Genomic DNA, 25548 nt, shown 5'->3' with positions numbered 1-25548 from the left:
GAACTACCGGAAAGGCGCGGCCAGGAAGGCCTCGAAGGCCTGCAACCAGACCGAGAGCAGAAGCGGCGCCGAGACAAGCAGCAGCGCGATGGCGCCGAAAGTGATGACCGGCGCCCCGACAAAGGCAACCATGAGCTGTGGCATGGCCTTGTTGATGACCCCAAGCGTCAGGTTGTAGATCACCGACATCAGGACAAAGGGCGCCGCCAGGCTGAAGGCCAGCGCGAAACTCTGCCCGACGCGGTGGCGCCCCGCCTCTGCCACGTCGGACGGGTTGGGAAACTGCATCACCGGCAGCAGGTCGTAGGACAGCACCAGGAAGGCCGCCGCCTTGACGTGAAACCCGGTCGCCATCATCAGCGCCAACGCCGCGGTGGTCAGGATATGGCCGATGGCCGGCAGCGGATCGAGGCCGGACTGCCCCATGAGTTGCGACAACGAGGTCGATTGTGCGGCGATGGCCCCGGCGGTCTGGATCGCCAGGATGAACAGGCGCAGCATGATGCCCAGGAAGAGACCGGACAGGGTTTCGGTGGCCAGGGCACGCAGGAAACTGCCCAGCCCGGGCGGCGGCAGGTCCAGCCCGGCACCGACAGCGGGCACGACCACAGCCGTCAGCATCAGCGCCAGGATCAGCCGGACCCGGACGGAAATCACCTGTTCGCCCAGGCCGGGAAGGGCGGCCAGCGCCGCGCCGACCCGCAGGAAAACCACAAACGCGGTCCAGAGCGTGCCGCCCAGGAGGTCCAGCAAGGGCTGGATGGCGATCATGCGGCCACCACGCCGACCAGCGCCGGGCGGGCCTCCAGCCCGATCTCCTCGTAGGACATGACCGGATTGCTCAGCCCCTTGGCCACCATGACCGTGCGCAGGAACCGGCGACGGCGGGCCGAGGTCACGACAGCGGGCGACACGCCGCGCTGACCGGCTTCGCCTATGGTGTCGGCCAGGCCGCTGGTCAGGGCCTCGAACTTCTCTGGCGGCAAGGCGACGTCCAGCGCGCCCTGGCTGTTTTCCACTTGGTAAGAGATGAAGGTTTCTTCCCATTCGGGGGCCAGTTGTACCAGCGGAATGGTGCCGTCGTCGCGCCGCATCCCCGCCACCAGCTGAAAACCCAGCCGCTGGCGCACGTGTTCGCAGATCACCTCGGGCTGGGTCTGCTGACCGCGCATTTCGGCGATGGTTTCCAGGATCAACGGCAGGTTGCGGATCGACACCTGTTCGTCCAGCAAGAGCCTCAGCACCTGCAGCAGCGTGTCGATCTGCACCTTGTCGGGGATCAACTCGTCGAGCAGCTTCTTGTTGGCTTCCGCCCGGCTCTGATTGCTGAGCGAAACCATCTCGTCCAACAGGCGGCGCAGGGCCTTGAGCGTCAGCAAGCGGCCAAAGTTGCGTCTGATAACCTCCAGAAGATGCGTGGCCAACACTTCGGTCGGGGCGACAATCGTGGCGCCGGTGATGGCCGCCCTTTCCTGGTCCTCGGGGCGGATCCAGCGCGCCGGCGCCCCGTAGACCGGTTCGGTCACATCCTTGCCGTTCGGCAGCGCCCCGTTGTTCTCGGGCACAAGCGCCAGCACGAAATCCGGATTCAACTCGCCGCGCGTCATCTCGACCCCGTGAATGCGTACGACATAGGTGCCGGTTGGCAGGGACGCGGCGTCGGTCAGCCGGATCTCGGGCAGAATCAACCCGAAATGCGAGGCGATGTGGCGGCGCATGTTGGCGATCCGCACATCCAGCCCGGTGCCGGGGTCAAGCACCATGTTGACCAGGTCCGGTGCGAATTCGACATGGATATCGTCCAGATCCAGGACATCTCCCATGTGTTGAACCGGCAGAGACGCCTCTTCCTCACCCTCGTCGTCCGTGTTCTCGGGCTCCGGCGGGCGCCTTGCCAGCCACCATGCGGTCGCGCCAAGGACAGCGGCGCCCAGGATGAAGGGCACGAAGGGCAGGCCGGGCACGAGCGCAAAGAGCACCATGAGCACCGCAACCGCCAGCAGGGCCGAAGGGTGGCGCCCAAGCTGGGCCGCAAGGGCCACATCGGTGGCGCCAGTCGCGCCGCCCCGCGCCAGCAACAGGCCCGCAGCGATCGAGATGATCACGGCGGGGATCTGCGACACCAGCCCGTCGCCGACGGTCAGAATCGCATAGGTTTCCAGCGCGTTGGACAATTGCATGCCGTGCACGACCACGCCCATGATGATGCCCATCACGAGGTTCAGCAGCGTGATCAGCAGACCCGCCACCGCGTCGCCCTTGACGAACTTCGACGCACCGTCGAGCGACCCGAAGAAGGTGGTTTCCTGCTGTTCGGTTTCGCGGCGGCGCTTGGCCTCGGCATGATCGATGGCACCGGCAGACATGTCGGCGTCGATGGCCAGCTGTTTGCCCGGCATACCATCCAGCGCGAACCTTGCCGAAACCTCGGCCATTCGCGCCGACCCCTTGGTGATAACCGCAAAATTGACGATCATCAGGACGCCAAAGACGACAAGCCCAAGAAAGACGCTGCCTCCCATGACGAAGTTGGCGAAGCCCTCGATCACCTCACCCGCGGCATGGGTCCCGGTGTGACCCTGGCCGATGATCAGCTTGGTCGAACTGACGTTGAGAGAGAGCCGCAGCATCAGGGAGGTCAGCAGGATGGTCGGAAACGCGGAGAAATCCAGCGGTCGCTCGATGAAGAGAGTGACTGTGAAGATCAGGATCGCGAGCCCGAACGAAGCCGCCAAGCCCACGTCCAGTACCCAGGACGGCATTGGAAGGATCATCATGACGATCACCGCCATGAGCGCGACCGCCATCAGGATGGTGGGTTTGAAAAGGGTCGAGACCGACATGTTCAGCGACCTCGCTCTGGCGACAACCCGCAAACGCAGGGCACCGGCCTCGGGCCGGTGCCGCGTTCAAAGTTCTTGTCGGTTCGGTCGTCTGCCAGTTTGCACGCACGCGCCATTTTCCGGCCTCTCCAATCCTTCTGCCCTACTCTCTGGCTAAGGCAGAAGAATTGAGAAACCGTAACGAATTTTATGGGTTGGGCGGAATAGCAGTGGCATCAAGGAGCGTGCGCAACGTCTCTCGCGAGCGGATGCTGGCATCAAAGACAGCATCGACACCGGCCAAGCTGACACGCGCCGGGTCAAAGGCCGGCGGATCCTGCTGCATCAACTCGGCCGCAGGCGCCAACGCGGTGTCGCTTTCCGCAACGTCCTGCCAATCGCCCGACAGCCAGGCAGAGGTCACCGCCTCGCTGGTTTTCCCTGCATCCGCGAAAATGGACTTTGCGAAGACATGATCTCCCATCTGGCTGCGAGCCTCGGCTCGAAGGCGCGCGACCTCGTCCCCACGCTGGCCGATCAGGATGATCTCCGCCTCTTCCGGCCGATCCAGCGCCAACAGTGCGCGCGCACGGGCGATTCGCGCCTCCGGTGCGCTGGTCGGCTCTGACAGGGTATCGAGTTGCTGCACGGCGGAGTCGGCAAGGCCCAGATCGAGAAATCTCTCCGCGATCGCGATTCCCAGGGCGTCCTGCCCGGGATTTTCCCCGTCTGCGAGGGCGCGGGTCGCGAATTTCAGGAAAGTGACATCCGCTGCCTTGTCGACAAGGAAACGCATGGCCGTCTGCCGCATTGTCTCGGCAATCTCTGGGGGCATGCCGTGCGGCGAGTCCAACTCATTGAAAGCTGTATCGAAATGACCGTTGATCAGCAAAGACCGCACATGGGCTTGCCAGAGTTTCGGGCCATCCTCACTGTTGCGCAGTTCGGTCGCGAAGGCATCCGAAAGCTCGACGATCCGTGTCGGAACCGGCGCATCCGTCGCTTCAGCCAGGTCGATGGCTGCGGCCACGGCCCGCGCCGCCTCGGGTCCGCCGGCGATGGAGAGATCCTGCAACCTTTTGCCCGCTTCAACAGGATCGCCATCGCGAAGCGCAAGTTGTGCCTTGCCCAGCGCGATACTGTCCGTCTCTTGCCCCTCCATGCGTTGCATCCGACGCAGGACATCGCGTGCCGTATCGGGATAGCCCGCCGTGGCAAGATGCTCGACCAGGATCGGTCCCAGATATGTTCTAAGGTGTTTTGGCAATGCCTCGAAGCTGCGGAGGATCGCCGACTCGGCGATTTGAGGCGACCCGCTCGGTGGCGCCTGAAAAAGAACGGACCAAAGCGCGGCCGGTCCCTCGCAATGTGCCTGTCGAGAGAAGAGAGCCATGGGATCACCGTCACCGTCCACCAGATAGGACAGCGCCGTCACGACCGGCGCCTCCACCTCTGGCTGCAGTGACAGGACACTGCGTGCCTCGGCACCGAACCCATAGTAGATCAAGGTCTTGGCGTAGCTCAACAGGGCCTCTTCCCCGATGCGGTCGAACTCGCCGAAGACCGCGCTGCGTCGCTTTGCCAGCGCCAGGTTGGGATCGTCGTCGGGTTTGGCCCAGGTCGCGAGGGCCAGGCTGCTGTCCGGCAGGCAAGTGTCGCCGCCGATCGAGATGCGACCTTTCTGCAGGGTCTTGTGATCCAGTCCGGACATACCGGCGGCCAACTGGCGCGCCTGTTCGCCGGGGTCAGCCGCAGGGGATGCGCTGCGGGATTTGGGCGCCGGCTCGACAAGTTTCGGAGCAGGTGCCGGGGGCGGGGTCACCGCCGGATCCAGCAAGCCCTGGGTAGCCGCAATCGCCAGGTCAGCCGCAATCTGGTTGCCCAGGTCCCGCGCGACAGAAGGATCGCGATCCGCGCGATCAAGCGCGGCAGCGGTGGGATCCAGGTCCACGCGCTGAGCAAGATAGGAAAGACCCGGGTCGCGAACAGGCTCCGGCCCGATCCTGGGACCATCGGCAATGCGGACGCGGGAAAGATCCAGAACAACCGACGACGGTCGAAGTCCTCGAGGCTCTGGCGGTTTCGGACCGGTGCGGACCGCCTGCGCAAGCGGCACCTCGGAGGCGGAGATATCGACGACCAGCATGGTATTCCGCAGCACGAAGGCCTCGGCCTCGCATTGGCAGGCCAGCGCGATATCCAGCTGGCGCCCGCCCTCCGCCACCACGAGATCACGGATGCGACCGGTTCCGATCCGATCGAAGACCGACGAGGTGTCGAATTCATAGGGCCCACCGTCGAGCTCCAACCCCAGTTGATTGCGTTCTGCGTCAGGGGATAGCGCCCATTTCGTGCCCGCAGGGACCGTCAGCACCAGGCGCGTGAACTCTCCGTGTTCACCGCTGCGCACGGTTACGGTCTGCGCCGAGAGAACGAGGGGCCAGACCGAGAGAAGGATCAGGAATGCGATACGGATCATGCCGCCTCCTGCTTGACGGATTTCAGCGCATCCTCAAGATCCTCGAAGCTGGGCCGGTAGTGATCCGGCGTGTTCTGGCGGCCGACCTCGATACAGATGTTGGTTGCATGGTTGTGCAGGTTCGCGACCAGCACTTCGCGGATCAGGTGGTAGAAGTGCAGGTCCTCTTCGGCCACGGTCTTGACCTTGGCCGCGAAGGGTCCAACCAAACCATAGGCCAGGAAAACGCCCAGAAAAGTCCCGACCAGCGCGCCGCCAATCAACTTGCCCAACACCTCGGGCGGCTGATCGATCGAGGCCATCGTCTTGATCACGCCCAGAACCGCCGCGACGATCCCCAACGCAGGCAGCGCGTCCGCCATGCTTTGCAGGGCGTGACTGGGCATCAGGGCGTGGTGCTGCATCGCATCCAACCGCTTGTCGAGCACCTCTTCGACCTGATGGGGATCGTCGTAGTTCATCGACACAGACCGCATCGTGTCACAGATCAGCTCGATCGCGTGGATGTCCGCCAGGATCTTGGGATACTTGGCAAAAATATTCGACTCGGAGGGAGTTTCGACGTGCTCCTCGATGGCGACAGGGTTCTGCCGTGCAAGTCGGATCAGCTCGAACAGCAGGCACAAAAGATCGCGGTAGTCGTCCGGTTTCCACTTGGCACCCTTGAAGACCTTGGCGACGTCCTTGATCGTATGCTTGACCGTCGCGCCGTCATTGCTGATCAGGAAGGCACCCGTGGCCGCGCCTCCGATCATCATGAATTCGAAGGGCAGCGCCTTGAGGATGATCGCCAGCTTGCCACCCGCCGCGAGATAGCCGCCGAAGACCATCGCAAAGATCACAACGATACCAATGATTCCGAGCATCTGCGCTCTCCCGCTCCTGTGCCGTCGCCAGCCTGACAGCCAGCCGTTAAGAAAGCCTCAGCGGCTCTTCACATCACCACGAAATCCGCATGCAGGGCGCCGGCGGCCTTGATGCTCTTGAGAATGTCGATCATGTCCCTCGGGCTCACACCCAAGGCATTGAGGCCGGCGATGACCTCGGACAGGTTGGTGCCGGTCGGCACTTCGGCCAGGCCGATGCCCGGGTCTTCCTCAATCAGGGCACCGGTCCGCGGGACCACCACGGTGTCACCATCGCTGAAGGGGTTGGGCTGGATCGCAAGCGGTGCCTCCTCGATCCGAAGGGTCAGGTTACCCTGCGATACCGCGACGCGGGAAATCCGCACGTCCGCGCCCATCACGATGGTGCCCGAGCGCTGATCGACGACAACCCGTGCGCGTCGCTGTGGCTCAACCGCAAGGTTCTCGATCGCCACGACGGCGCGGGCCGGAGACCGCGCGCCACTGCGCTGCAGGTCGACCTGGACCGTCCCCGCGTCCAGCATCGTGGCCGCCCGGCGCCCGATGGCCCGGTTGATCACGTCCTCTATCCGCGCGGCCGTGGTGAAATCCGGCTCGCGCAGCGCAAGGCGCAACGTCGACAACTGCGTGAAATCAAAGGGTACTTCACGCTCGACCCGTGCGCCCGAGGGAATGACGCCCGCCGTCGGCACACCTTGTACCACACGGGCTGCCTCACCCTCGGCCTCGACACCGCCCGCAATGATCGTGCCCTGGGCGACAGCGTAGATCTGCCCGTCCGCCGCGTTCAGCGGGGTCATGATCAGCGTTCCGCCCAAAAGGCTTTTTGCATCGCCTATGGCCGACACCGTGATGTCGATCTGGCTGCCGATCCGCGCAAAAGGCGGCAGTTTGCCCGTCACCAGGACCGCGGCCACGTTGCGCGGGCGAAACTGTTCGCCGGTCACGTTCACACCCAGCCGTTCCAGGATGTTGGTCATGATCTCTTCGGTGAAGGGTGAATTGCGCAACCCGTCCCCGGTGCCGTTCAGACCCACGACCAGGCCATACCCGACCAGGTCGTTCGACCGCACGCCGTCGACTTCGACCAGGTCCTTGATCCGGACCGATTGGGAGGCCGCCGGAAGGGCAAGTGAAACCACTATGACAAAGGCGGTGAAGAAACGTGTCAGCATCAGAGGAACTCCGCAAGCGACAGTCGCTGTGACCGCGCGGTGATCGTATAAAGGCTTTCCAGTTGGGTCCGGATGTTCTCGTAGCGGGACGCGGTGTAGTACTGGTCGGTCCCGACAAGATCGAGCCGCGCGATATTGGTGGCCGTATGCTCGGCCGAGTTGCGCGCGGTGGTCTCTTCGACCCGCGCCTCCAACGCGCCAAGCCCTGCGCGCAATTCGACCACGTCCTGCTGGGCGGCCAGCAGGTCCTGCCCGGCGGTTGTGAGCATCTCGATCTGCACGTCCTGCGACAGGCCCAACGTGGCATCAGTGGCCAACGCCGCCATGATCATCGGCTTCAGCACCTCGCGGAACACCGGGTCGGTGGCCCGGATGTCGAGACTGGCACTTTCGGTCTCGCTGAGTTTCAAGGGTGCAAGCCCGGTGTCAGATCCCTGATAGACGGTAGTCTCATAGGTTCCGCCCGCGCCAAAGAAACTGTCCAGCGCCGCCTCGATCCCGGCCAAGTCGGTCTGTCCGGTCAACGCCGTGCGCGCCGCGGTCAGCACATCGTCGACGTCCTGTACCGCCTCGCGGTCGGTCGCGGTGCCGGAAAACAGGAACCGCCCGGCCACCGAGCGGTTCAACCCGTTCAATACCTGTCCCAGCGCGTTTTCCGCATCGTCCGACATCGTGTTCAGCAGGGCCGAATTCGGCGTCAGCTCGGCGGCGATCAGCGATTGCGAAAGGATCTCGCTGCGGTCCTGGATCTCGTCCAGGGCGGTCTGCATCGTTCCGGAGAGGAAAGTGGCCTCGGTCGTATTGACGCGATAGGTGTCCAGCCGCGCCAGCGACCGGTCGATGGACTGCAGGCCGGTCAGGTCGCCGTGCAGGTGCTGTCCCGCGTCTTTGACAAACCCGGTGGCGACCTCGACTGCCAGCTGGTCCATTTCCTGGCGCAGACGTACCTGGTTGGCACGCAGCACCAGTGAGCGTGCCATATCCCCGATAACTTCCATCACGGGCCCTCCTTAAATGGACATCAACCGCTCGAGCAGGCTGTCGACCGTCGACATGACCTTGGCGTTGGCGGAATAGTGTTGTTCGATCTGCATCAGCCGCTGCAGTTCCTGGTCGGTATCAACGCCCTTGGACAGTTCCAGTTCGGACAGGGCCGTGTTCTGGATCGACACGAAGGTCTGGGCGTTTTCGGCGCGCACCCGTTCTCCGACCGCGGAGGAGGCGAATTCCGAGATATGGTTCGCAAAGCTGCGCGCGATGGCGGTCAGGCCGCCAGAGGCCGGGACGCTGGAGGCGCCCAGCGCATCCGAGATACCCTGGAGCAGGCGGGCGTCCCCTACGTCGCCCTGGGTCACCGCCCCAAGGCCGTCACGCAGGCGCCATGCCCCGCCGCTGTCAGGGGCAACAAGGCCGTTGATCTCGATCCGGCCGGCAATGCCGGTTTCATCCACAGCTGCAAAGGCAGCGCCACCGTCAGTGAACAGCCCGGGATCGGTCGCGGCCAGCGTTGCGTCCGGCCCGCCGGGGCCAAGCCGTTCGATCAGGTCGCGCGCGATCCCGTCCAGTTGCGCCTGGCGTTCGACCGCGTCCACGTCGCGGATCTCGAACTGGGCAGCCAGGCTGCCGCCGGCGAACATGCTCATGCCCTGGGTGTCGACGGGAACCCCGTTCAGCGTCAGGCCCGACAGATCGTCGTTGGCGAAGGTCATGCCCGGACCGATGGCGCTGTTCGGTTCGAACCCCACCTCGAAGGGGCGACCATCCAGCAGAACAGCCCCCCCCCGGGTAAAGACCGCGATGTCGCCTTTTTCCCGTTCGACAACCCGCAACGGCACGGTTTCGGCGATGCTGTCGAGCACCCTCTGGCGTTCGTCGTAAAAGCTCGTCGGGTCGGTCCCGGTCGAACCGGCCCGAACGATATTGTCGTTCAGCGAATCCAGCCGTGAGAGGGCGGAATTCAGGGTTTCGACCTGTGCCGCGATCCGGTTATCCGCCGTCTGCCGGGCGGATTGAACCTCGTCGCTGAGGCCGTTCAGCGCCCGGGCCAGTGAGTCCGCCGTATTCGCCACCAGTTCCAGCCGCTGGGTCGAGGCCGGGTTGGATGAGGCCGTCAGCAGCGCGTTCTCGAAGGCATTGACGCGATCGGTCAGCGATCCCGGCGTACCGGACTCGCCCACCAGATCCTCGATCCGGCTGGCGAATTCGAACCCGACCGTCGCATGAGCGAGGGTTGCGTCCGACGCCATCCTGTCCCCGGTCAGAACCGGATCGGAATGGCGCACCGTTCCGGTGATGCGCACGCCGCCGGTGGTCCCGACGGCACCGGGCGCAAGGCCCAGTGTTCGCCGGCCATACCCTTCGGTGGTCGCGTTTGAGATATTCGTCGACACCAGGCCCGCGGCCCGTGAATTGGCCTTGAGCCCGCTGAAGGCATTGTACAGCGCACCGGATAGAGACATTTAGCGACCCCCTGGAAAAGCTGACGGATGATCCGTCAGCGCTTGATATTGGTGGTTTCCTGCAGCATCTCGTCGACGGTCTGGATGACCTTGGCGTTCGACGAATAGGCCCGCTGGGTCTGGATCATCGCGGTCAGTTCGTTGGCCACGTCGGTCGAGCTTTCCTCGCGCGCAAAGGGTACGACATCACCGACCGGACCGTCGCCCGCGTCCCAGAGGAAGAAACTCCCGCTTTCCGGCGAGGGCATGTAGATCTGCTTGTCCATCGAGATCAGCCCGTTGGGGTTCGGTACGTCGACCAGGGGCACCTGGTAGATCACGCGCGAGGCGCCGGTATCGAACAATGCGTGGACAAAACCGTTTTCGTCGATCTCGACCGTGGTCATGGACCCGGCCGCCGAGCCGTCCTTGGAAATATTCAGCGCCTTGAAGCTGTCACCGACCTGGGTCAGCCCGCCGCTGGTACCGGGAGCGCCGATGGTGATTTCGACCGGGCCACCGTTGGTGGTGACAATAATCGTTCCATCGGTGGCATTGTAGGTGCCGCCCGTGGTGGTCGTCACCGTGGACAGCGTACCGCCGTCCGCCGCGCCGGTGTTGAAGGTCACGGTATATTCGCCGACCGGGTTGCCGCCCGCCGCCGTGGCGGAATCGACGATGGTCATCGTCCATTCGTTCGAGGACCCGGTGGCCGGGATCGTCGGCGAGAAAGTCACCGTCAGGGTTTCGGACCGGCCCAGGTTGTCGATGTATTCAATCGGCAGGACCTCTGGCCCCCCGGCGGCATCGAAATCGGTGGCCGAGGCCGCAAGGTTCGCACCCAGTGTGATCGCCGTCGTGGGCTCTGACGTGACCTGGTTGCGGTTGATCCGGACCGGTTCAAGACTTTCCGCCGTATCCCGCGCATAGGTGGCCAGAGAGCCATCCGAATTGGCCGGCCACCCCATCAGCATCAGGCCCGATTCCGTGCGCAGATAGCCGTCGGCATCGACCCTGAACGATCCGGTGGTCGTCAGGAACATCTGCGGATCGCCGGTTGCCGCGAATTCCGTCGCCTCGGCGACGGGGATGAAACCGTTGCCGCGCACCGCGATGTCGGTCGCGTTGCTGGTGCCAACCAGCGCCCCGCTCTGGTCGATGATCCGCGTGGTGGTCGTGCGCACGCCGCCGGCGGTATAGCCTGACCCGTTCGACGCGATCACCATCGAGGAGAAGTCCGTCTCGACCCGTTTGTACCCCTTGGTCGCGGAGTTCGCGATGTTGTCGGAAATGGTTCCCAGCCGGGTCGCATTGGCCGCGAGACCCGCAACACCTGCATTGAGGGAAGAGGAGATTGTCATGGACTAGCCTTTCTGCTGTCGCTCCAAATTCACGACAACAGATAAAGGCGTGGGTTTAACGCGGGCCTAACAGGTAAAATCCCACGAAAACTGAGTCAGTTCCTTCTCAGAAAGACAACCTCGATCCGGCTGTTGCGCGGGTCCAGCAGGTTGGAGGTGCTGGGTTCCCGGTCCGCATAGGCCGTCAGGCGCTGCACGCGCTCTTCCTTCAGACCGCGCGCGATGACCAGTTCGCGAAAGACCTCTGCCCGGTCGCGCGATATCTGCCATGCCGGGTTCTCGGCCAGGACAACCGGATAGCTGGTCGTATGCGTTTCGATCGCAACGGGATTGGTCACGACATCGGATGCACGTGCCAGCACCAGGGCCAGGTCCTTCAACAGCTGCGTCGGCCGTGCCTCGTCATCGAAAAGCCGCGCCTGCGCGGTTTCGAAGAACTCGATCACCAGACCTTCGTCCGTCACCTCGGTGACGATGTGCTTCAGCAGCTCGTCAGCGACCATGCTTTCGCCGCCGCGGCCCATCAGAAACTCTTCGACCTTCTTGAACTCGGCGGTTTCCGGACCTTCCGACACCTTGCTGTCCAGGCCAGGATCCCGGCTGCTTTCGGCCTGTGGCCGCAGGCTGGTGGCCCCGGTACCGACCCTTGGCAGCGTGTTTTCGGCAAAGACGGAATCCCCGCCCAATGCACCGCTGCCACCGCCCGAAACCCGGGCCACTGCAATCGTCGGACTGAAGTAGTCCGCGATCCCCTTGCGTTGTTTTTCCGTTGTCGCGTTCAACAGCCACATCAACATGAAAAAGGCCATCATCGCGGTCACGAAGTCGGCATAGGCCACCTTCCAGGCACCGCCATGATGCCCTCCACCCGCAATCACCTTTTTGCGTTTGATGATGACTGGCGCGACATTGCTGTCGCCACTCATCATTCCCACCTTTCTCTCACCTGGGTACAGGTTTAAAGTTGGGCGGCTTACCACTCGATTAACGTTTCAAAATGTACCGTTAAAGCGCGGCCCCTGCACATCTTGTGGACAAGACGGCAAGGGCGTGCCGATTTTCCCACAATATGATCCAGGCCGACGCCTTCGAATGGACAGGGCCAGAGGAACACATTAGCAAGGGTCGGGAAACAGTGTTGGCAACGAGGTGGGGGACCATGCCGGGTTTTCACAACGGAAAATCGGGCCTCGTAAAGCGCGTCGCGCTTGCGGGCACCATACTGTCGGCGCTCGGCGGGGCTGTCTGGCCAGAGGAGGCGGTCAACAGCCTTCCGTTCAACCTGTACGGCTCTCCCGGCCTGATCGATATGCCCACCGCCCAGGTGCCGCCCGACGCGACACTTGCCGGCACTTACGCGAACTTCGGCGGCACATCGCGGACAACTCTCTATTTCCAGATCCTGCCACGCCTGTCGGGCAGCTTCCGGTACTCATCGATCCCGAACTTCACTGGCGGCGGAACATCAACGCTTTTCGACCGCAGTTTTGACCTGCGCTACCAGCTCCTGACCGAAACCGAACGCCGCCCCTCGGTGGTTGTCGGCATCCAGGACTTCATCGGGACGGGGATCTACAGCGGCGAATATCTCGTTGCGAGCAAGACTGTCATGCCCGGCCTGACGGTCACCGGCGGTCTCGGCTGGGGCCGTTTCGGATCGTACCAGCCCTTCGCAGAGATGGGCACGCGGCCCGGGGGCTTTACCGGTCGTGGCGGCCTGCCCGAGATAGATCGCTTTTTCCAGGGCGACGTGGCCGCCTTTGGCGGGATCGCCTACTCGCCGAACGACCGATATACATTCAAGGTCGAATACTCCTCGGACGACTACGTCGAAGAGGTCAAGCGCGGCACGTCGGACAAGTCCAGCCCCTGGAACTTTGGCGTGGACTACCGGTTCAGAAACGGCGGCCAGCTGTCGCTGTATCACGTGCTGGGCACGGAGATCGGCGCACAATTCACCTTTGTGACCAACCCCAAGACGCTGGGTGTGCCAGGTGGCACCGAGCCGTCGGGCCTTCCGGTCGCGCCCCGCGCACCTGGAGCTGCGGCGGATCTTGGCTGGACGCTGGATTCCCAACGCTCGGCTTCTGTCACGGCCTCGCTCAAGAACCTTGCCGCCAAGGACGGGCTGGAGGTCGAGGGTATCGACCTGCAGAGCAACCGCGTCACGGTCCGCCTCGTGAATCCCAAGTACGGCGCCCCGTCGCAGGCCTTTGGCCGGCTTGCCCGTGTCATGACCCGTGTCATGCCCGCTTCGGTCGAGGTGTTCGAGATCGTTCCCGTGGTCAATGGCATGGCCATGTCTGCCGTCACCTTCCGCCGGTCCGACCTGGAGCGGCTGGAACATGATGCCGCCAACGAGATCCTGGCCCGAACCAACTTCGGCGACGGCTTTGGCAAGGCGCCACAGCCGGATGACGGTATCTATCCGAAATTCACCTGGGCCATTTCACCCTTCGTGCAGCTCTCGGTTTTTGACCCGGACAACCCTGTGCGGTTCGACGCGGGCCTCCGTGCCTCGGCGGAATACGAGATCATGCCGAACCTGATTGCCAGCGGCTCGATCACCAAGAAGCTCACCGGCAACCTCGACAAGGTGAAACGCCTTGACGAGTCGAACCTGCCGCGCGTGCGCACCGATCACGCCCGCTACTCCGCCGAGGGGGACCCCGCGATCGAGTACCTGCAGCTGGCGCATTATGGACGCCCGGCCAAGAACCTCTATTCCCGCGTGACGCTGGGCTATCTGGAACAGATGTACGCCGGCGCCTCGGCCGAGCTGCTTTGGAAACCCGTCGACAGCCGCCTCGCGCTCGGGGCCGAACTGAACTACATCCAGCGCCGCGATTTCGACCAGCTTTTTGGTCTGCAGTCGATGACGACAACGGACCCGGTGACCGGGGTCAAGCGCGAGATCCCCAACGTCAACGGCCATGTCTCGGCCTACTATGCCTTCGGCAATGGCTTCCACGGTCAACTTGACGTGGGTCGCTACCTGGCAGGCGACTATGGCGCGACCGTCTCTCTGGACCGCGAGTTCGCGAATGGCTGGCGCGTGGGCGCCTACGCCACCTTTACCGATGCCTCCTTCGAGGACTTTGGCGAAGGCTCGTTCGACAAGGGCATCCGTTTCACCATGCCGCTGGCCACCTTCTTCGGCCAACCGTCGCGGCGCCGCAACGATGTGGTCATCCAGTCGCTGTCGCGGGACGGCGGGGCGCGTCTGAACGTCAACGGGCGTCTCTACGAACAGGTCCGCGACTACCACAAACCGGACGCTGTCAATTCTTGGGGAAGGTTCTGGCGATGACCCGGCGCAGCATTACACGCATCGGCCTGGCCCTGACGGCGGCTCTGGCCCTGGTTTCCTGCGGCAACGCGAACAAGGACACCACGGCGCTGCTCAAGCAGCTGCCCAAGGCGATCTTTTCGAAAAAGCAGGCGCCCAAGCCGCTGACACCGCAGCAGATCGCGCAGGCGCTGGGATCCACTACCGATTCCGTCTACCTGTTCGAACTGGAAAGCCGCGGCAAGGTGCAGGTCCTCCTGCAGGACATCCAGCGCAACGGCCCCTACCAGACCTACGGCAACCCGGCCCGCCAGGTGATCGTCCTGCGCGATGGCATGATCACCTCGACCCGTGGCCTGGGTGGCGACCTGATGTCCTCGGAAGAGGATCAGCTGATTGCCTACGTCAAGGCGCGCCGCGAGGGCCGTGTCAGCTATGATCAGCGCTTCCTGACGCCCGAGGACGTGACCGAGGTGCGCCGGTATTCCTGTTACCTGACGACGGGCGGAAACGTGCCCGTGGCAGCCGGGCTTGTCCGTGCCAGCGGTCAGCTGGTCACGGCCAAGTGTACCGCCGCCGACGGCGTGTCGCGCGATTTCACCAATGCCTATGTGGTCGGCTCTGACGGATATATCTATAGCGGCAGGCAATGGCTGGGCAGCTACATCGGCTACGTGAACTCGCAGGTTCTGCGCCGCTGATCCTCAGCGGCGCCGGTGCATGGACACCCGCCGAAACACCGTCGCCCACATCAGCCTTTGATCCGTGCAGGGGTTGCGCCGCGCCGCGTACAGCCGGTCCAGTCGGGCCTTGCGCGGGATGCAGCGGCGGCAATAGACCTCTTCGGTCTCTTCTGCGGTCTCGGTCCGCGCCAGCAGACGTTCCTCTGACTTGTGAAACGCCATCGAGGCCATGCCCGTGATCCCGGGCCGTTCCTTCAGCACCTCTGCGTATAGTTCGGGGTATTTCTCGACGTAGCGCCGCAGGGGCGCGCGGGGTCCGACAAATCCCATATCTCCCCGCAGGATATTCCAGAGCTGGGGCAGTTCATCCAGACGCTTGCGCCGCAGCCAGGCGCCCGTGGGCGTGATCCGGCCAGACTTGGACGGACCGGTGACACCCGCATCGCGCGGATCGTTCTTCATCGTTCGGAACTTCCACAGCATGAAAGACTGCGTCGGGCTTTTCATCCGTTCCGAACGGTAGATGATCGGCCATCCGTCGTTGCGCCAGACAACAACGGCCACGTAAAGGATGAGCGGCGACAACAGCACCGACATCCCGATTGCATAAAGGAAATCAAGCGTATGCAGCAGGGGCCGCCTTGTCTTCATGGCCAGGTGCCCCCTGCGCGCGCGCCCTCGACCAGGTGATCCGGCGCGGCGGCCTCGGGCGGCAGCGCGAGGATCGTGGACAGCCGCGAAGTGTCGAGCCAGACCATCGGCATCGCCGTCTCCGGCGCCGCGCGCCAGTCAATCGAACAGCCCGCCACGCGGGCAATGTCGCCCATTGCCGTGGGAGTGGGCGCGGCCACATTGTATGTGCCCGCTGCGGTGCCGTCCTCCACCAACGCCTCGATCACCCGCACAAGGTCAGGCGGCGCAATATAGCTGCGGGTCGGGCTGGTGCCATCTGCAAAACGGTCCAGCGTGATGCGACCACCGGACCGCAGGTTGGCAAAGAGGCTGTCCGCCCCCGCGACATTCCCGATCCGCAGGATGATATTGCGCATCCCCTCGCCACTGGCACCGTCCTCGATCGCCTTTTCCATTGCCAGCTTGGCCCGGCCATAGTCCGACCCGGGACAAACAGATCCGGTTTCCGAAATCGGCTGTGCCCCCGGCTGATAGACCGCCGCGCTGGAGCAATGCACGACCGCCCCGGCGCCCAGCGCCTTGCCCAGATCCATAGCCGCCAAGGCAAGCCGTGTATTGTCGTCCAGGTTGATTCCAGATCCCGGCGTCACACCCCATAGGGCGATCACCGCGACCACGCCCTCGACCGCCGGCACGGGGTCTCCGGGGGCCCAGACAAGCCCGCCCTGCCCTTCGGACCGGTAGACCGGAACCAGCGCGAAAGCCCCGGATTGCCACAAAGCGCAGAGCATTCTGCCCAGTTTTCCGCCGGCACCCAGCAGCAGGACCTTGCCGGATTGCTGTGTTCCTGCCACGGTTTGACCCTCAATTCGCTTTCAATCGACCGTCAGACTGTCTATCAGCGGATTGAACCGCTAGAAAGAGTCAATCACCGGTTGGGGGACTGGAGTGTCTGGAAAACTGAGACTTATCACCCTGTTGGCCGCCGTCCTTGCCTTGGCGGCGTGCAGCCTGCCGCGTGGCGCGGCGATCCAGTCCGAGGTACTCAACCAGAAGGATGCGGAAAAACCGACCTTCCAGGTGATCGAAGTGACCCGCGCAAACGTGCCCGGGCTGGCCACATGGTCCGCCAGCGGATGGCACGGCCATTATCATTGGCCCAACACCAGCCACGGCAGCAGCTCTTCGGTAATCCGCACGGGCGACCGGATCGACATCATCATCTGGGACAGCCAGGACAATTCCTTGCTGACCAGCCCCGGTGAACGCTTTGCCGAGATCAAGGGTGTCGAGGTCGATGCCCAGGGTTCGGTCTTTTTGCCCTACGTCAACAAGGTTGGCATTCGTGGCCTGACCGCGACCGGCGCCCGCGCCAAGATCCAGGAACGGCTGGCGCCGATCCTGCCCTCGGCGCAGGTCCAGCTGAACCTGCAACAGGGCCGCGATCACACGGTTGACGTCGTGGGTGGTGTGGGCAAACCCGGTGCTTACCCCCTGCCTTCGAGAAACTACAAGGTTCTCAACCTCTTGGCAGATGCCGGGGGCGTAATGCCCGATCTGCGCAACCCCCGTATCCGGCTGCTGCGCGGCTCCAAGACCTACGAAATCTCAGTGTCGCAACTGCTGTCGGACGGGTCCAAGAACGCGCTTCTTCTGCCGCGTGACACGGTGGTCATCGAGCAGGACGAGCGCAGCTTTACCGCTCTTGGCGCCAGCGGGATCGAGAACCTGATCTATTTCCCCAAGGATTACGTCACCGCGCTTGAGGCCGTATCGCTCATGGGTGGCCTGTCGGATACGCGTGCCGATCCCAAGGGTGTTCTGGTGCTGCGGGAGTACCCCGCCGAGGCCGTCAGCCCCACCGGGCATGGCCCCAAGATGCAGCAGGTCGTGTTTACCCTGGATCTGACCAGCGCTGACGGCCTGTTCGCGGCGCGCAAGTTCCAGATCCAGCCGGATGACACCGTCCTGGCCACCGAAAGCCCGATCACCTCGGCCCAGACGGTCTTTGGCCTGGTCGGAGCGGTGCTGGGCGTCTCTGCCCAGGCAAACGCCATTTCGAACTGACCTCTGGCGGGCGCGTTCAGCGGCCGCCTCTTCACACATCGCGGGACAAGGGAGGGACATGAGTCTCATTCGCTTTCTCGCCGAAAACGCGCGCTGGCTCTCCGCTGGCGCGCTGCTCACATTTTTGTCGAGCTTCGGCCAGACCTTCTTCATCTCGATCTTTGCAGGCGAAATCCGCGAAGGCTTTGACCTCAGCCACGGGCAATGGGGCGGGATCTACACGATCGGCACCAGTGCCTCGGCGGTGGTCATGGTCTGGGCAGGCGCATTGACGGACCGGTTCCGCACCCGGGTGATCGGTTCTATCGTATTGATCTTGCTGGCAAGCTCTTGCCTGTTCATGGCTTTGAACGCCTGGGCGGCCCTGCTGCCCCTGGTGATCTTCGCCCTGCGGTTCTGCGGCCAGGGCATGGCCAGCCATACAGCCGTCGTGTCGATGTCGCGCTGGTTCGTGGCCACGCGGGGCAAGGCGCTGTCGGTCGCCGGGCTCGGTTTCGCGCTGGGTGAGGCGCTGCTGCCGGTCAGTTTCGTCTCGCTGATGCTGGTGATGGACTGGCGCTGGCTTTGGGTCGGGGTGGCTTGCGTCAGCCTTGCGGCAATTCCGGTTCTGCTGTTGCTGTTGCGGCGGGAGAGGACACCGCAGAGCCATGCGGAAACGGATCATTCCGTCGGAATGGGCCAGCGGCACTGGGCACGGCCCGAGGTGCTGAAACACTGGCTGTTCTGGTTCATGGTTCCGGCGCTCCTGGGACCGGCGGCCTTCAACACGGCGTTTTTCTTTCAGCAAGTGCATTTCGCCGAAGTCAAGGGATGGTCCCACCTCGAGCTGACGGCGCTGTTCCCGATCTACACGGCGGCGGCGGTCGGCGCGATGGTCATGGCCGGTGGTCTGCTGGATCGGCTGGGGACCGGACGGCTGATCCCGTGGTCGCAACTGCCCATGTTTGTTGGCTTTTTCTGCTTCGCGCTGGGGGATAGCCTAGGCTGGACGCTGGTCGGGCTGCTGTTTGTGGCGATGACCACGGGGGCCACACATACGCTGCCGAATGCTTTCTGGGCCGAGTTCTATGGCACCCGCAGCCTTGGCGCGATCAAGGCGATGGCGGCGGCGGTGATGGTCTTCGGCTCTGCCATCGGACCGGGGATTACCGGCTATTTGATCGACTTCGGCGTCGGGATCGAGACGCAGTATATCGGCGTCGCGATCTATTTTCTCTTTACCACGGCGATGATGTGGATGGGGGTTTCACGGGCCCGGAGGGTGCTGTGATCGCACCCGAAATCTTGTACAAAACGTACGTTTTGTACGTCGTTTCCAGCATTTTGTACAAAGCGGCAGGACATCGTTAACCCCGGCACCGGGGCCGAGCATTGATAGGCTCAGCGCCGGCGCTTGAGATAGACATAGTAGGCGCCTTCGCCGCCATGTTTGCGGTGCGACAGCGACACCTGCAGGACGGCCCCGGCCAAAGGCGGCATCTGCAGCCACATCGGCACCTGCGTCTTGAGCACACCCCGGCGGCGGGGCATCGGATCATAAGGATCTTCGCGCTGGCCCTTGCCGGTGATGACCAGCACCAGGCGGAACCCCCGCGCCTGGGCATTCAGGATGAACTGGGCCAGGGCACCATGCGCGCGGTCCACGGTCATCCCGTGCAGGTCGATGCGCGCCTCGGGGACCAGCTTGCCACGCTTGAGCCGGGTAAAGACCTTGGCATCCATGCGCACCGGCGCCTCGTGCAGGTGGTCGGCGGTGGTCTTGGCAAAGACATGGGTCTGCGTCCGCGATCCCGCCTTGTCGCCCAGGGCAAAGGGCGACAGCGGATCGCGCGGCGTCTCTTTACCGGAGGTCAGCGGTTTCGGCGGCGGCTTGGCTTCTTCCGACTTGCGGGCGGGGCGCTTGTGCAGCGGATCCGCGGTTTTGGCGACCTGTTGCCAGAGCTCCTGCTCTTCGGGCCGTAGTTTGCGCCGCCGGGTCATTGCACCGGTTCGGGCAAGAGCGCGTAGGCGCGCTGGATCGGCATCAGGACAATCATGCGCCCGCCGTCCTTGGTTCGCCCCGCGATCCGGCCCGCCTCGTCGCCCGTGCCGTAGAATATGTCAGCCCGTTGCGCCCCCTTGATGGCCGACCCCGTGTCCTGGGCGATCATCAGCCGGTTCATCGGGTCGGCGCCCTCTTTTTCGATCCAGACCGGCGCGCCAAGCGGCGTGTAGCGGGGATCGACCGCGATGGACCGCAGGGGTGTGATCGAGCGATTCATCGCGCCCAGCGGTCCTTTTTCGGGCGGCACCTCGTTCACCTCGCGGAAAAAGACATAGGCCGCGTTGTGATAGAGCAGGTCCCGCCCCGCAACCGGATTGCGCCGGACCCAGTTCGCGATCACCTGCATAGAGACCTGGTGCGCGGTATAGACACCGCGCCGCACCAGCTCTCGACCGATCGAGCGATAGGGATGGCCATTGGCCCCGCCATAGCCGACGCGGACCACCCGCCCGTCCGGGAACCGGATACGGCCAGACCCTTGGATTTGCAGAAAAAACAGCTCTACCGGATCATCGACCCAGGCGATTTCAAGGCCCCTGCCCTCCATCACCCCGGAGGTCAGCAACTGGCGCCGGGTCAGCCAGGGGCGGCTGGCCCGCGCTTCGGGTGGCATCTTGTAGACAGGGTAACGGTAGGTGCTGTTGCGGTAGGGCGCGCCGTTGAGTTCCGGTTCGAAGTACCCGGTGAACAACATCTCTGCACCGTCCCGGATCAGGACAGGGCGGAACAGCAGTTCAAAGAACCCACGCGCGTCCTTGGTTTCCCGGGCCAGGCCACACAGCGCGGCCCAGTCCGGATCGTCGAGATCGCGACAGGTTTCCAGAAAGGCGGCAAGCGCGGCCGCGTGGTCATCCCCGGCCCATCCCTGCAGATCCGCGAAATCCAGGATGTCATAACGCGGCCCCGTCTCTGCGGAGGCGGGGCCGGTCATGATGGATATCGCAAATGTGATCGCAAGGAGAAGGCGCGTCATTCGTCCGTGGCGACAAGCTGCCAGTTGGGATCATCGCTGCCCATGTTGCGGGCATAGGTCCAGACGTCTTTCTGACGCTTGACGGCGGTGGGCGAGCCTTCGATCACCTCGCCCTCGGCGTCTTTCACAACCGAGGTCAGTTCGCCGACGTAGCGCACCGAAATCTCGGCCAGCTGCGAGCCTTCGTCGAAGGTGGCATCGGCCAGCGTCAGCTCACGGACGCCGATGAACTCGGACTCGATGGTCAGGCCCTGCTGTTCACGCTGTTCCACGACCTCGGCGAAGGTCTGATAGACGTCGTCCGCGAGAAATGGCCGCAGGTCTTCGATTTTGCCGCGTTCAAAGCCCATGAGGATCATTTCATAGGCCCCGCGCGCGCCCGAGAGGAACTCGGACACCGAGAAATGCGGTTCGATCCGTTTCATCGCGGCCAGGGCCTTGGCGGCCTCGCTGTCTTCGGCGACGTGGTCGATGATGTCATGGTCGGGGCCGCCTTCGATCACCTCGAAATCGCGTGCGGACTTGCGGCGGTCGTCGCTGGGCGCCGGTGCCGGCGGCTTTTCGAACCCCTCCCGGGTGCCCAGCACGCTCCGCAGGCGCAGAACGAGAAAAATAGCGATTCCGGCCAAAACCAGAAGCTGGAGGATGGGAGAGTTCATCGGCACCTCTTTGCAGGCAGCGTTTAAAGATCTTGCTTGCATCCTTATGTAGGTGAGGCGTGTGGGTGAGTCCACCTGCGCCGCTCTGATATGGAGGTGCTTCGCATGTGGCTGTTCCTGGCCTTTCTCATGGTCCCGCTGGTTGAAATCGCGCTGTTCATCCAGGTGGGCGGGCTGATCGGCCTTTGGCCGACACTGGCGGTGGTCGTTCTGACGGCGGTGATCGGGACCTGGTTGGTCAAGGCGCAGGGCCGCCTGGCGATGGACAATCTCCGCCGCAGCTTTTCCGACCTCGACGACCCCAGCGAGCCGCTGGCGCATGGGGCGATGATCCTTGTGTCGGGCGCCCTTCTGCTGACCCCCGGCTTTTTCACGGACGCTGTGGGCTTTGCCCTGCTGGCCCCCCCGGTGCGCACGGCGGTCTTTGCCTGGCTGCGGCGGCGGGTCCATGTGACGCGGTTCCAGATGGGGCCGGACCCGCGCGGGCCGGTCTATCCCGATCCGCGGTCCGGAACCGGGCAAGGTGACGTGATCGACGGCGAATTCACCGAAGTTCCCAAGGAGAAGGCGCCCAATCACCCCGGTTCGGGCTGGACGAGGCATTGAGGCTTTGCGCGGGCGCTGCTATGCCTCGCGCTGAGATTTTCATGGGAGACCCGACATGGCAGAAACCAACGGCAACGGGCAGGCGCCTCAGCCACCCAAGATGAGCATTCTGGCCCAATTCATTCGCGACCTGTCCTTCGAGAACATCCTTTCCCAGAAAGGTGTCAGCGGCGAGGTTCAGCCCGACGTGCAGGTGCAGGTGAACCTGGATGCCAAGAAGCGCACCGCCGACAACCAGTACGAAGTGGTGATGAAGCTGAAGATCGAGTCGAAGGCGAAATCGACCGGCGACATGCTGTTCCTGATGGAGCTGGACTATGCCGGTGTCTTCTCGATCGAGAACGTCCCCGAGGACCAGCTGCACCCGTTCCTGTTGATCGAATGCCCGCGGATGCTGTTCCCCTTCGTGCGCCGGATCGTCTCGGACGTGTCGCGTGACGGTGGGTTCCCGCCGCTGAACCTGGAGACGATCGACTTTCTCGCGCTGTATCGCAACGAGATCGCACGCCGCCAGGCAGCACAGGACGATCAGGCCCCGGCCTGAGGCTTTCCGGCGCTCAGGTCTTGAGCCAGAGCGCCTCGTCCCCGAGAGTTTCGACAAAGGCGGCGTGAGCCGCCTTTTCCTTTTCCGACAGCCGGCTGGGCAAGGGCGTGCTGCGCGGGCGCGGACGCCAGAGCGGTTCGGTGCCCGTACTGCCCCCGCCCGAGCCGTGCGAGGACAGGCCGAAATCCGGCTGCTTTCCCCCGATCAGCTCAAGATAGACCTCGGCCAGGATCTCGGAGTCGAGCAGCGCGCCGTGCAGCGTCCGCGAAGAGTTGTCGATGCTGAACCGGCGGCAGAGCGCATCCAGCGAGGCGGGCGAGCCGGGAAAGCGCCGCCGCGCCATGTCCAGCGTGTCTATGGCACAATCCTTGGCCAGGGGCGGGCGGTTGGCCCAGCGCAATTCGGCATTGAGGAATTTCACGTCGAAGCTGGCGTTGTGAATGACCAGCTTGGCATCCTCACCGATGAAGGCACGGAACTCGTCCACGATCTTTGCGAAGACCGGCTTGTCCCGCAGCGTGATTTCCCCCGGATTGGCCGGGCGCGGAGGCTGCAGCAGGTCCGGGCCGATGCCATGCACGCCAAAGGCCTCGTCCGGCATACCGCGTTCGGGGTTGATATACTGGTGATAGGTGCGGCCGGTGGGAACGTGGTTATAGAGCTCCAGCGCCCCGATCTCGACGATGCGGTCGCCCTGTTCCGGCTCGAACCCGGTGGTTTCCGTATCGAGAACAATCTCACGCATGTTGCAACCTTTGTTCGATGTCCTTCAGCACATCCTGCACCTGCGCACGGGCATGCTCAAGCGTGTCGGTTTCGATGACATAGGTGGCGCGGGCGCATTTTTCCGCGTTGGGCATCTGGCGGGCAAGGATGCGGGCAAGGTCATCGCCGGTCATGGTGCCCCGGGCCAGCACGCGGGCCTCTTGCGTTTCACGGGAAACATTCACGCAGGCGGTCGCGTCCATCTGCGCATCGCCCCCGGTTTCGAACAAGAGCGGGATGTCGAACACGCCGATGGCCTGCGGGTGTGCGGCGATGAAACCCTCCCGGTCCTCCTGGACCAGCGGATGCACGATCTCTTCGATCCGTTTCAGCGCAGTGGCATCATTGGCGATGATCACGCGCAAGGCATCGCGAGAAACCTGATCATTTTCAATAGCTTGGGGAAAATCCTGGCCGATGGCCGCAACCGCGGCGCCGCCCGGACCGTAAAGCCGGTGCACGGCGGCATCCGCATCCCAGACGGCGCACCCTGCCTCGGCGAACATCTGCGCCGTGGTCGATTTTCCCATACCGATGGAGCCTGTCAGGCCAAGCTTGAACCTCATGCCAGAACGATCTGCCGCGTGACCTCATCGACCTCGGGGCGGGCGCCGAACCAGCGTTCGAAGCCGGGCACTGCCTGGTGCAGGAGCATCCCCAAACCATCGACGACGGTACATCCCTGCGCGCGGGCCTCGGCCAGCAGGCGGGTTTCCAGCGGCGAATAGACAAGGTCCGTCACCAGCATGTCGCGCGTCAGCGCGTCCAGCGGTACGCGGAACCGGGGTTTGCCGCTCATCCCCAGCGAGGTGGTGTTGACCACTGTGGCGCAGCCCTCGACGATATTGCCCGCCTGCACCCAGTCGAAGACCTGCACCCTGTCCCCGAAATCCGCGCGCAGGGTTTCGGCCCGGGGACGCGTGCGATTGGTCAGGCGGATTTCCGGCACGCCGACGTCCAGCAAAGAGGCGATCACGGCCCGGGCCGCGCCCCCTGCCCCGAAGACCGTGGCCGGACCCGAGGCAGGATCCCAGTCCGGTGCATTCTGCTGCAGGTTCTGCATAAAGCCGTAGCCATCGGTATTGTCGGCATGGATGCGACCGTCCTCGCGGAAGATCAGCGTGTTTGCCGCGCCGATCAGCCGCGCGCGGTCGGACACGCTGTCGGCGATCTGCATCACCTTTTCCTTGTAGGGCACGGTGACATTGAGGCCGACAAAGCCGAGCTGTGGCAGAAGGTGCAGTGTTTCGGCCAGCTTGTCCTCTGGCACGTCGATGGGCACGTAATGACCGGGCAGACCATGCGTCTGCAGCCAGTGCGTGAACAGACGCGGAGACCGGGAATGGGCCACCGGGGACCCGATGACGGCGGCAAGCGGGATGCGTGCGAGGCTCATGCGGCGATGGTTCCTCTGTTCGTCAGGTAGGCCAGCAGCTCGAGCAGCGGCAGGCCCAGGATGGTGAAATGATTGCCCTCGACCCGGGCAAAGAGTCGGACTCCTTCGGACTCGAGCTTGTATCCGCCGACAGAGGTCCCCACATCCGGCCAGTTCCGGTCGAGGTAGTCGTCAAGGTAGCTGTCCGAGAAAGGGCGCATCGTCAACCGGGCGGTGCCGACGTGGCGCCAGACCGGCTGAGCCTCATGATAAAGAACAGCGGCCGAGAGCAGACGGTGGGTTTCGCCGCGCAGCCGGCAGAGCTGATCGCGCGCCTCATCGCGGCTTTGCGGCTTGGACAGGACCGCGCCCTTGAAATCGAGCACCTGGTCGCAGCCCAGCACCAGTTTCTCCGGGTAACGTTGCCCCAGCTTGCGGGCCTTGGCCTCTGCCAGCGTGTCGGCGATGTCGCGCGGGCTGGCCTCTTCGAGGGTGAGCGCCGCCTTGAGGCTGTCCTCATCCACGCGCGGCGATTCGGTTTCGATCACGAGTCCCGCGGCGCGGAGCATGTCGGCCCGGATCGCGGAGCTGGAGGCGAGAAGAAGGTCGACAGGCATGGGGATGAAACCGGGGAAAATACGGTGCGCAGGCTTGTCGATGTTTCTGAGGAAAAAGCGCGGCACATGCAAGACTGGGGAGGAAACCGAGCGTCCTCCCCGGCACCGCAGCACTCATCAGGCTGTGTGAAAGAACAAGATCGACCCGGTGC

The 25548-nt window shown here is 63.8% G+C and carries 24 protein-coding genes; 6 read left to right on the top strand and 18 right to left on the bottom strand.

Annotated elements, in window-relative coordinates; all coding sequences use genetic code 11:
* Positions 1-3: 3 nt before the first annotated feature.
* The 9 genes from KZZ07_RS02685 to KZZ07_RS02645 all read right to left on the bottom strand — a co-directional run bounded on the left by KZZ07_RS02685 (position 4) and on the right by KZZ07_RS02645 (position 12067).
* Positions 4-771, bottom strand: coding sequence for a flagellar biosynthetic protein FliR (locus KZZ07_RS02685; RefSeq protein ID WP_219512083.1), 768 nt, complete (start codon positions 769-771; stop codon positions 4-6).
* Positions 768-2843 (bottom strand): flagellar biosynthesis protein FlhA, encoded by a 2076-nt coding sequence (gene flhA / locus KZZ07_RS02680; RefSeq protein ID WP_219512082.1) that lies wholly within the window; start codon positions 2841-2843, stop codon positions 768-770. The genes KZZ07_RS02685 and flhA overlap by 4 nt, the downstream gene beginning before the upstream one ends.
* A 187-nt stretch (positions 2844-3030) precedes the next feature.
* Positions 3031-5301: a hypothetical protein gene (locus KZZ07_RS02675; RefSeq protein WP_219512081.1), complete on the bottom strand. Its 2271-nt coding sequence runs from the start codon at positions 5299-5301 to the stop codon at positions 3031-3033.
* Positions 5298-6167 (bottom strand): flagellar motor stator protein MotA, encoded by an 870-nt coding sequence (gene motA, locus KZZ07_RS02670; RefSeq protein ID WP_219512079.1) that lies wholly within the window; start codon positions 6165-6167, stop codon positions 5298-5300. The genes KZZ07_RS02675 and motA overlap by 4 nt, the downstream gene beginning before the upstream one ends.
* Positions 6168-6235: 68 nt before the next feature.
* The gene (locus tag KZZ07_RS02665; protein ID WP_219512078.1) at positions 6236-7342 is read right to left on the bottom strand and encodes a flagellar basal body P-ring protein FlgI; all 1107 of its coding nucleotides are present in this window, start codon (positions 7340-7342) and stop codon (positions 6236-6238) included.
* Positions 7342-8340, bottom strand: a complete 999-nt coding sequence (locus tag KZZ07_RS02660) for a flagellin (protein ID WP_219512077.1) — start codon at positions 8338-8340, stop codon at positions 7342-7344. The genes KZZ07_RS02665 and KZZ07_RS02660 overlap by 1 nt, the downstream gene beginning before the upstream one ends.
* Before the next feature lie 12 nt (positions 8341-8352).
* The gene (gene flgK, locus KZZ07_RS02655; protein WP_219512076.1) at positions 8353-9801 is read right to left on the bottom strand and encodes a flagellar hook-associated protein FlgK; all 1449 of its coding nucleotides are present in this window, start codon (positions 9799-9801) and stop codon (positions 8353-8355) included.
* A gap of 35 nt (positions 9802-9836) precedes the next feature.
* The gene (locus tag KZZ07_RS02650) at positions 9837-11141 is read right to left on the bottom strand and encodes a flagellar hook protein FlgE (protein ID WP_219512075.1); all 1305 of its coding nucleotides are present in this window, start codon (positions 11139-11141) and stop codon (positions 9837-9839) included.
* 95 nt (positions 11142-11236) lie between these two features.
* Positions 11237-12067 carry a flagellar motor protein MotB gene (locus KZZ07_RS02645; RefSeq protein ID WP_219512074.1) on the bottom strand — a complete coding sequence of 277 codons (831 nt, stop codon included), beginning with the start codon at positions 12065-12067 and terminating at the stop codon, positions 11237-11239.
* A 233-nt stretch (positions 12068-12300) separates the two neighbouring features.
* On the opposite strand from KZZ07_RS02645, the gene KZZ07_RS02640 reads away from it, so the two are divergent.
* Together KZZ07_RS02640 and KZZ07_RS02635 are read left to right on the top strand one after the other, a co-directional pair.
* Entirely contained in the window at positions 12301-14451 is a 2151-nt protein-coding gene (locus KZZ07_RS02640; protein WP_219512073.1) for a YjbH domain-containing protein, read from the top strand.
* Positions 14448-15131: a YjbF family lipoprotein gene (locus KZZ07_RS02635; protein ID WP_219512072.1), complete on the top strand. Its 684-nt coding sequence runs from the start codon at positions 14448-14450 to the stop codon at positions 15129-15131. The genes KZZ07_RS02640 and KZZ07_RS02635 overlap by 4 nt, the downstream gene beginning before the upstream one ends.
* Before the next feature lie 3 nt (positions 15132-15134).
* On the opposite strand, the gene KZZ07_RS02630 is transcribed toward KZZ07_RS02635, so the two are convergent.
* Positions 15135-15764, bottom strand: a complete 630-nt coding sequence (locus KZZ07_RS02630; protein ID WP_219512071.1) for a sugar transferase — start codon at positions 15762-15764, stop codon at positions 15135-15137.
* On the bottom strand, positions 15761-16600 hold the full coding sequence (locus tag KZZ07_RS02625) for an NAD-dependent epimerase/dehydratase family protein (protein ID WP_219512070.1): 840 nt from the start codon (positions 16598-16600) through the stop codon (positions 15761-15763). Before KZZ07_RS02625 ends, KZZ07_RS02630 begins: the two co-directional genes overlap by 4 nt.
* Positions 16601-16694: 94 nt before the next feature.
* Between KZZ07_RS02625 and KZZ07_RS02620 the strand changes: the two genes are divergently transcribed.
* Both KZZ07_RS02620 and KZZ07_RS02615 read left to right on the top strand, forming a co-directional pair.
* Positions 16695-17813, top strand: coding sequence for a polysaccharide biosynthesis/export family protein (locus tag KZZ07_RS02620; protein ID WP_300438415.1), 1119 nt, complete (start codon positions 16695-16697; stop codon positions 17811-17813).
* Positions 17814-17871: 58 nt separating this feature from the next.
* Positions 17872-19083 carry an MFS transporter gene (locus tag KZZ07_RS02615; protein WP_219512069.1) on the top strand — a complete coding sequence of 404 codons (1212 nt, stop codon included), beginning with the start codon at positions 17872-17874 and terminating at the stop codon, positions 19081-19083.
* 110 nt (positions 19084-19193) lie between these two features.
* Here the strand turns inward: KZZ07_RS02615 and KZZ07_RS02610 are convergent, their stop codons facing one another.
* The 3 genes from KZZ07_RS02610 to KZZ07_RS02600 are packed head-to-tail and all read right to left on the bottom strand — an operon-like array spanning position 19194 to position 21489.
* Positions 19194-19793 carry a Smr/MutS family protein gene (locus tag KZZ07_RS02610; protein WP_219512067.1) on the bottom strand — a complete coding sequence of 200 codons (600 nt, stop codon included), beginning with the start codon at positions 19791-19793 and terminating at the stop codon, positions 19194-19196.
* Positions 19790-20788 carry a murein transglycosylase A gene (mltA, locus tag KZZ07_RS02605; RefSeq protein ID WP_219512066.1) on the bottom strand — a complete coding sequence of 333 codons (999 nt, stop codon included), beginning with the start codon at positions 20786-20788 and terminating at the stop codon, positions 19790-19792. The genes KZZ07_RS02610 and mltA overlap by 4 nt, the downstream gene beginning before the upstream one ends.
* Positions 20789-20826: 38 nt before the next feature.
* Positions 20827-21489: a Tim44/TimA family putative adaptor protein gene (locus KZZ07_RS02600; protein WP_219512065.1), complete on the bottom strand. Its 663-nt coding sequence runs from the start codon at positions 21487-21489 to the stop codon at positions 20827-20829.
* 105 nt (positions 21490-21594) lie between these two features.
* Between KZZ07_RS02600 and KZZ07_RS02595 the strand changes: the two genes are divergently transcribed.
* Together KZZ07_RS02595 and secB are read left to right on the top strand one after the other, a co-directional pair.
* Positions 21595-22095: an FxsA family protein gene (locus KZZ07_RS02595; RefSeq protein ID WP_219512064.1), complete on the top strand. Its 501-nt coding sequence runs from the start codon at positions 21595-21597 to the stop codon at positions 22093-22095.
* A gap of 55 nt (positions 22096-22150) precedes the next feature.
* Entirely contained in the window at positions 22151-22639 is a 489-nt protein-coding gene (secB, locus tag KZZ07_RS02590) for a protein-export chaperone SecB (protein ID WP_219512063.1), read from the top strand.
* A 13-nt stretch (positions 22640-22652) separates the two neighbouring features.
* Here secB and dnaQ read toward each other — a convergent pair whose 3' ends face one another.
* The 4 genes from dnaQ to KZZ07_RS02570 are packed head-to-tail and all read right to left on the bottom strand — an operon-like array spanning position 22653 to position 25396.
* The gene (dnaQ, locus tag KZZ07_RS02585; RefSeq protein WP_219512062.1) at positions 22653-23384 is read right to left on the bottom strand and encodes a DNA polymerase III subunit epsilon; all 732 of its coding nucleotides are present in this window, start codon (positions 23382-23384) and stop codon (positions 22653-22655) included.
* On the bottom strand, positions 23377-23970 hold the full coding sequence (coaE, locus tag KZZ07_RS02580) for a dephospho-CoA kinase (protein WP_219512061.1): 594 nt from the start codon (positions 23968-23970) through the stop codon (positions 23377-23379). The genes dnaQ and coaE overlap by 8 nt, the downstream gene beginning before the upstream one ends.
* Positions 23967-24800 (bottom strand): shikimate dehydrogenase, encoded by an 834-nt coding sequence (locus tag KZZ07_RS02575; RefSeq protein WP_219512060.1) that lies wholly within the window; start codon positions 24798-24800, stop codon positions 23967-23969. The genes coaE and KZZ07_RS02575 overlap by 4 nt, the downstream gene beginning before the upstream one ends.
* Positions 24797-25396 carry a Maf family protein gene (locus tag KZZ07_RS02570; RefSeq protein WP_219512058.1) on the bottom strand — a complete coding sequence of 200 codons (600 nt, stop codon included), beginning with the start codon at positions 25394-25396 and terminating at the stop codon, positions 24797-24799. The genes KZZ07_RS02575 and KZZ07_RS02570 overlap by 4 nt, the downstream gene beginning before the upstream one ends.
* Between the last annotated feature and the right edge of the window lie 152 nt (positions 25397-25548).

This window comes from Mameliella sp. CS4, assembly GCF_019392335.1.
GTDB lineage: Bacteria > Pseudomonadota > Alphaproteobacteria > Rhodobacterales > Rhodobacteraceae > Antarctobacter.
This window is presented reverse-complemented; position numbering and strand designations above follow the sequence as displayed.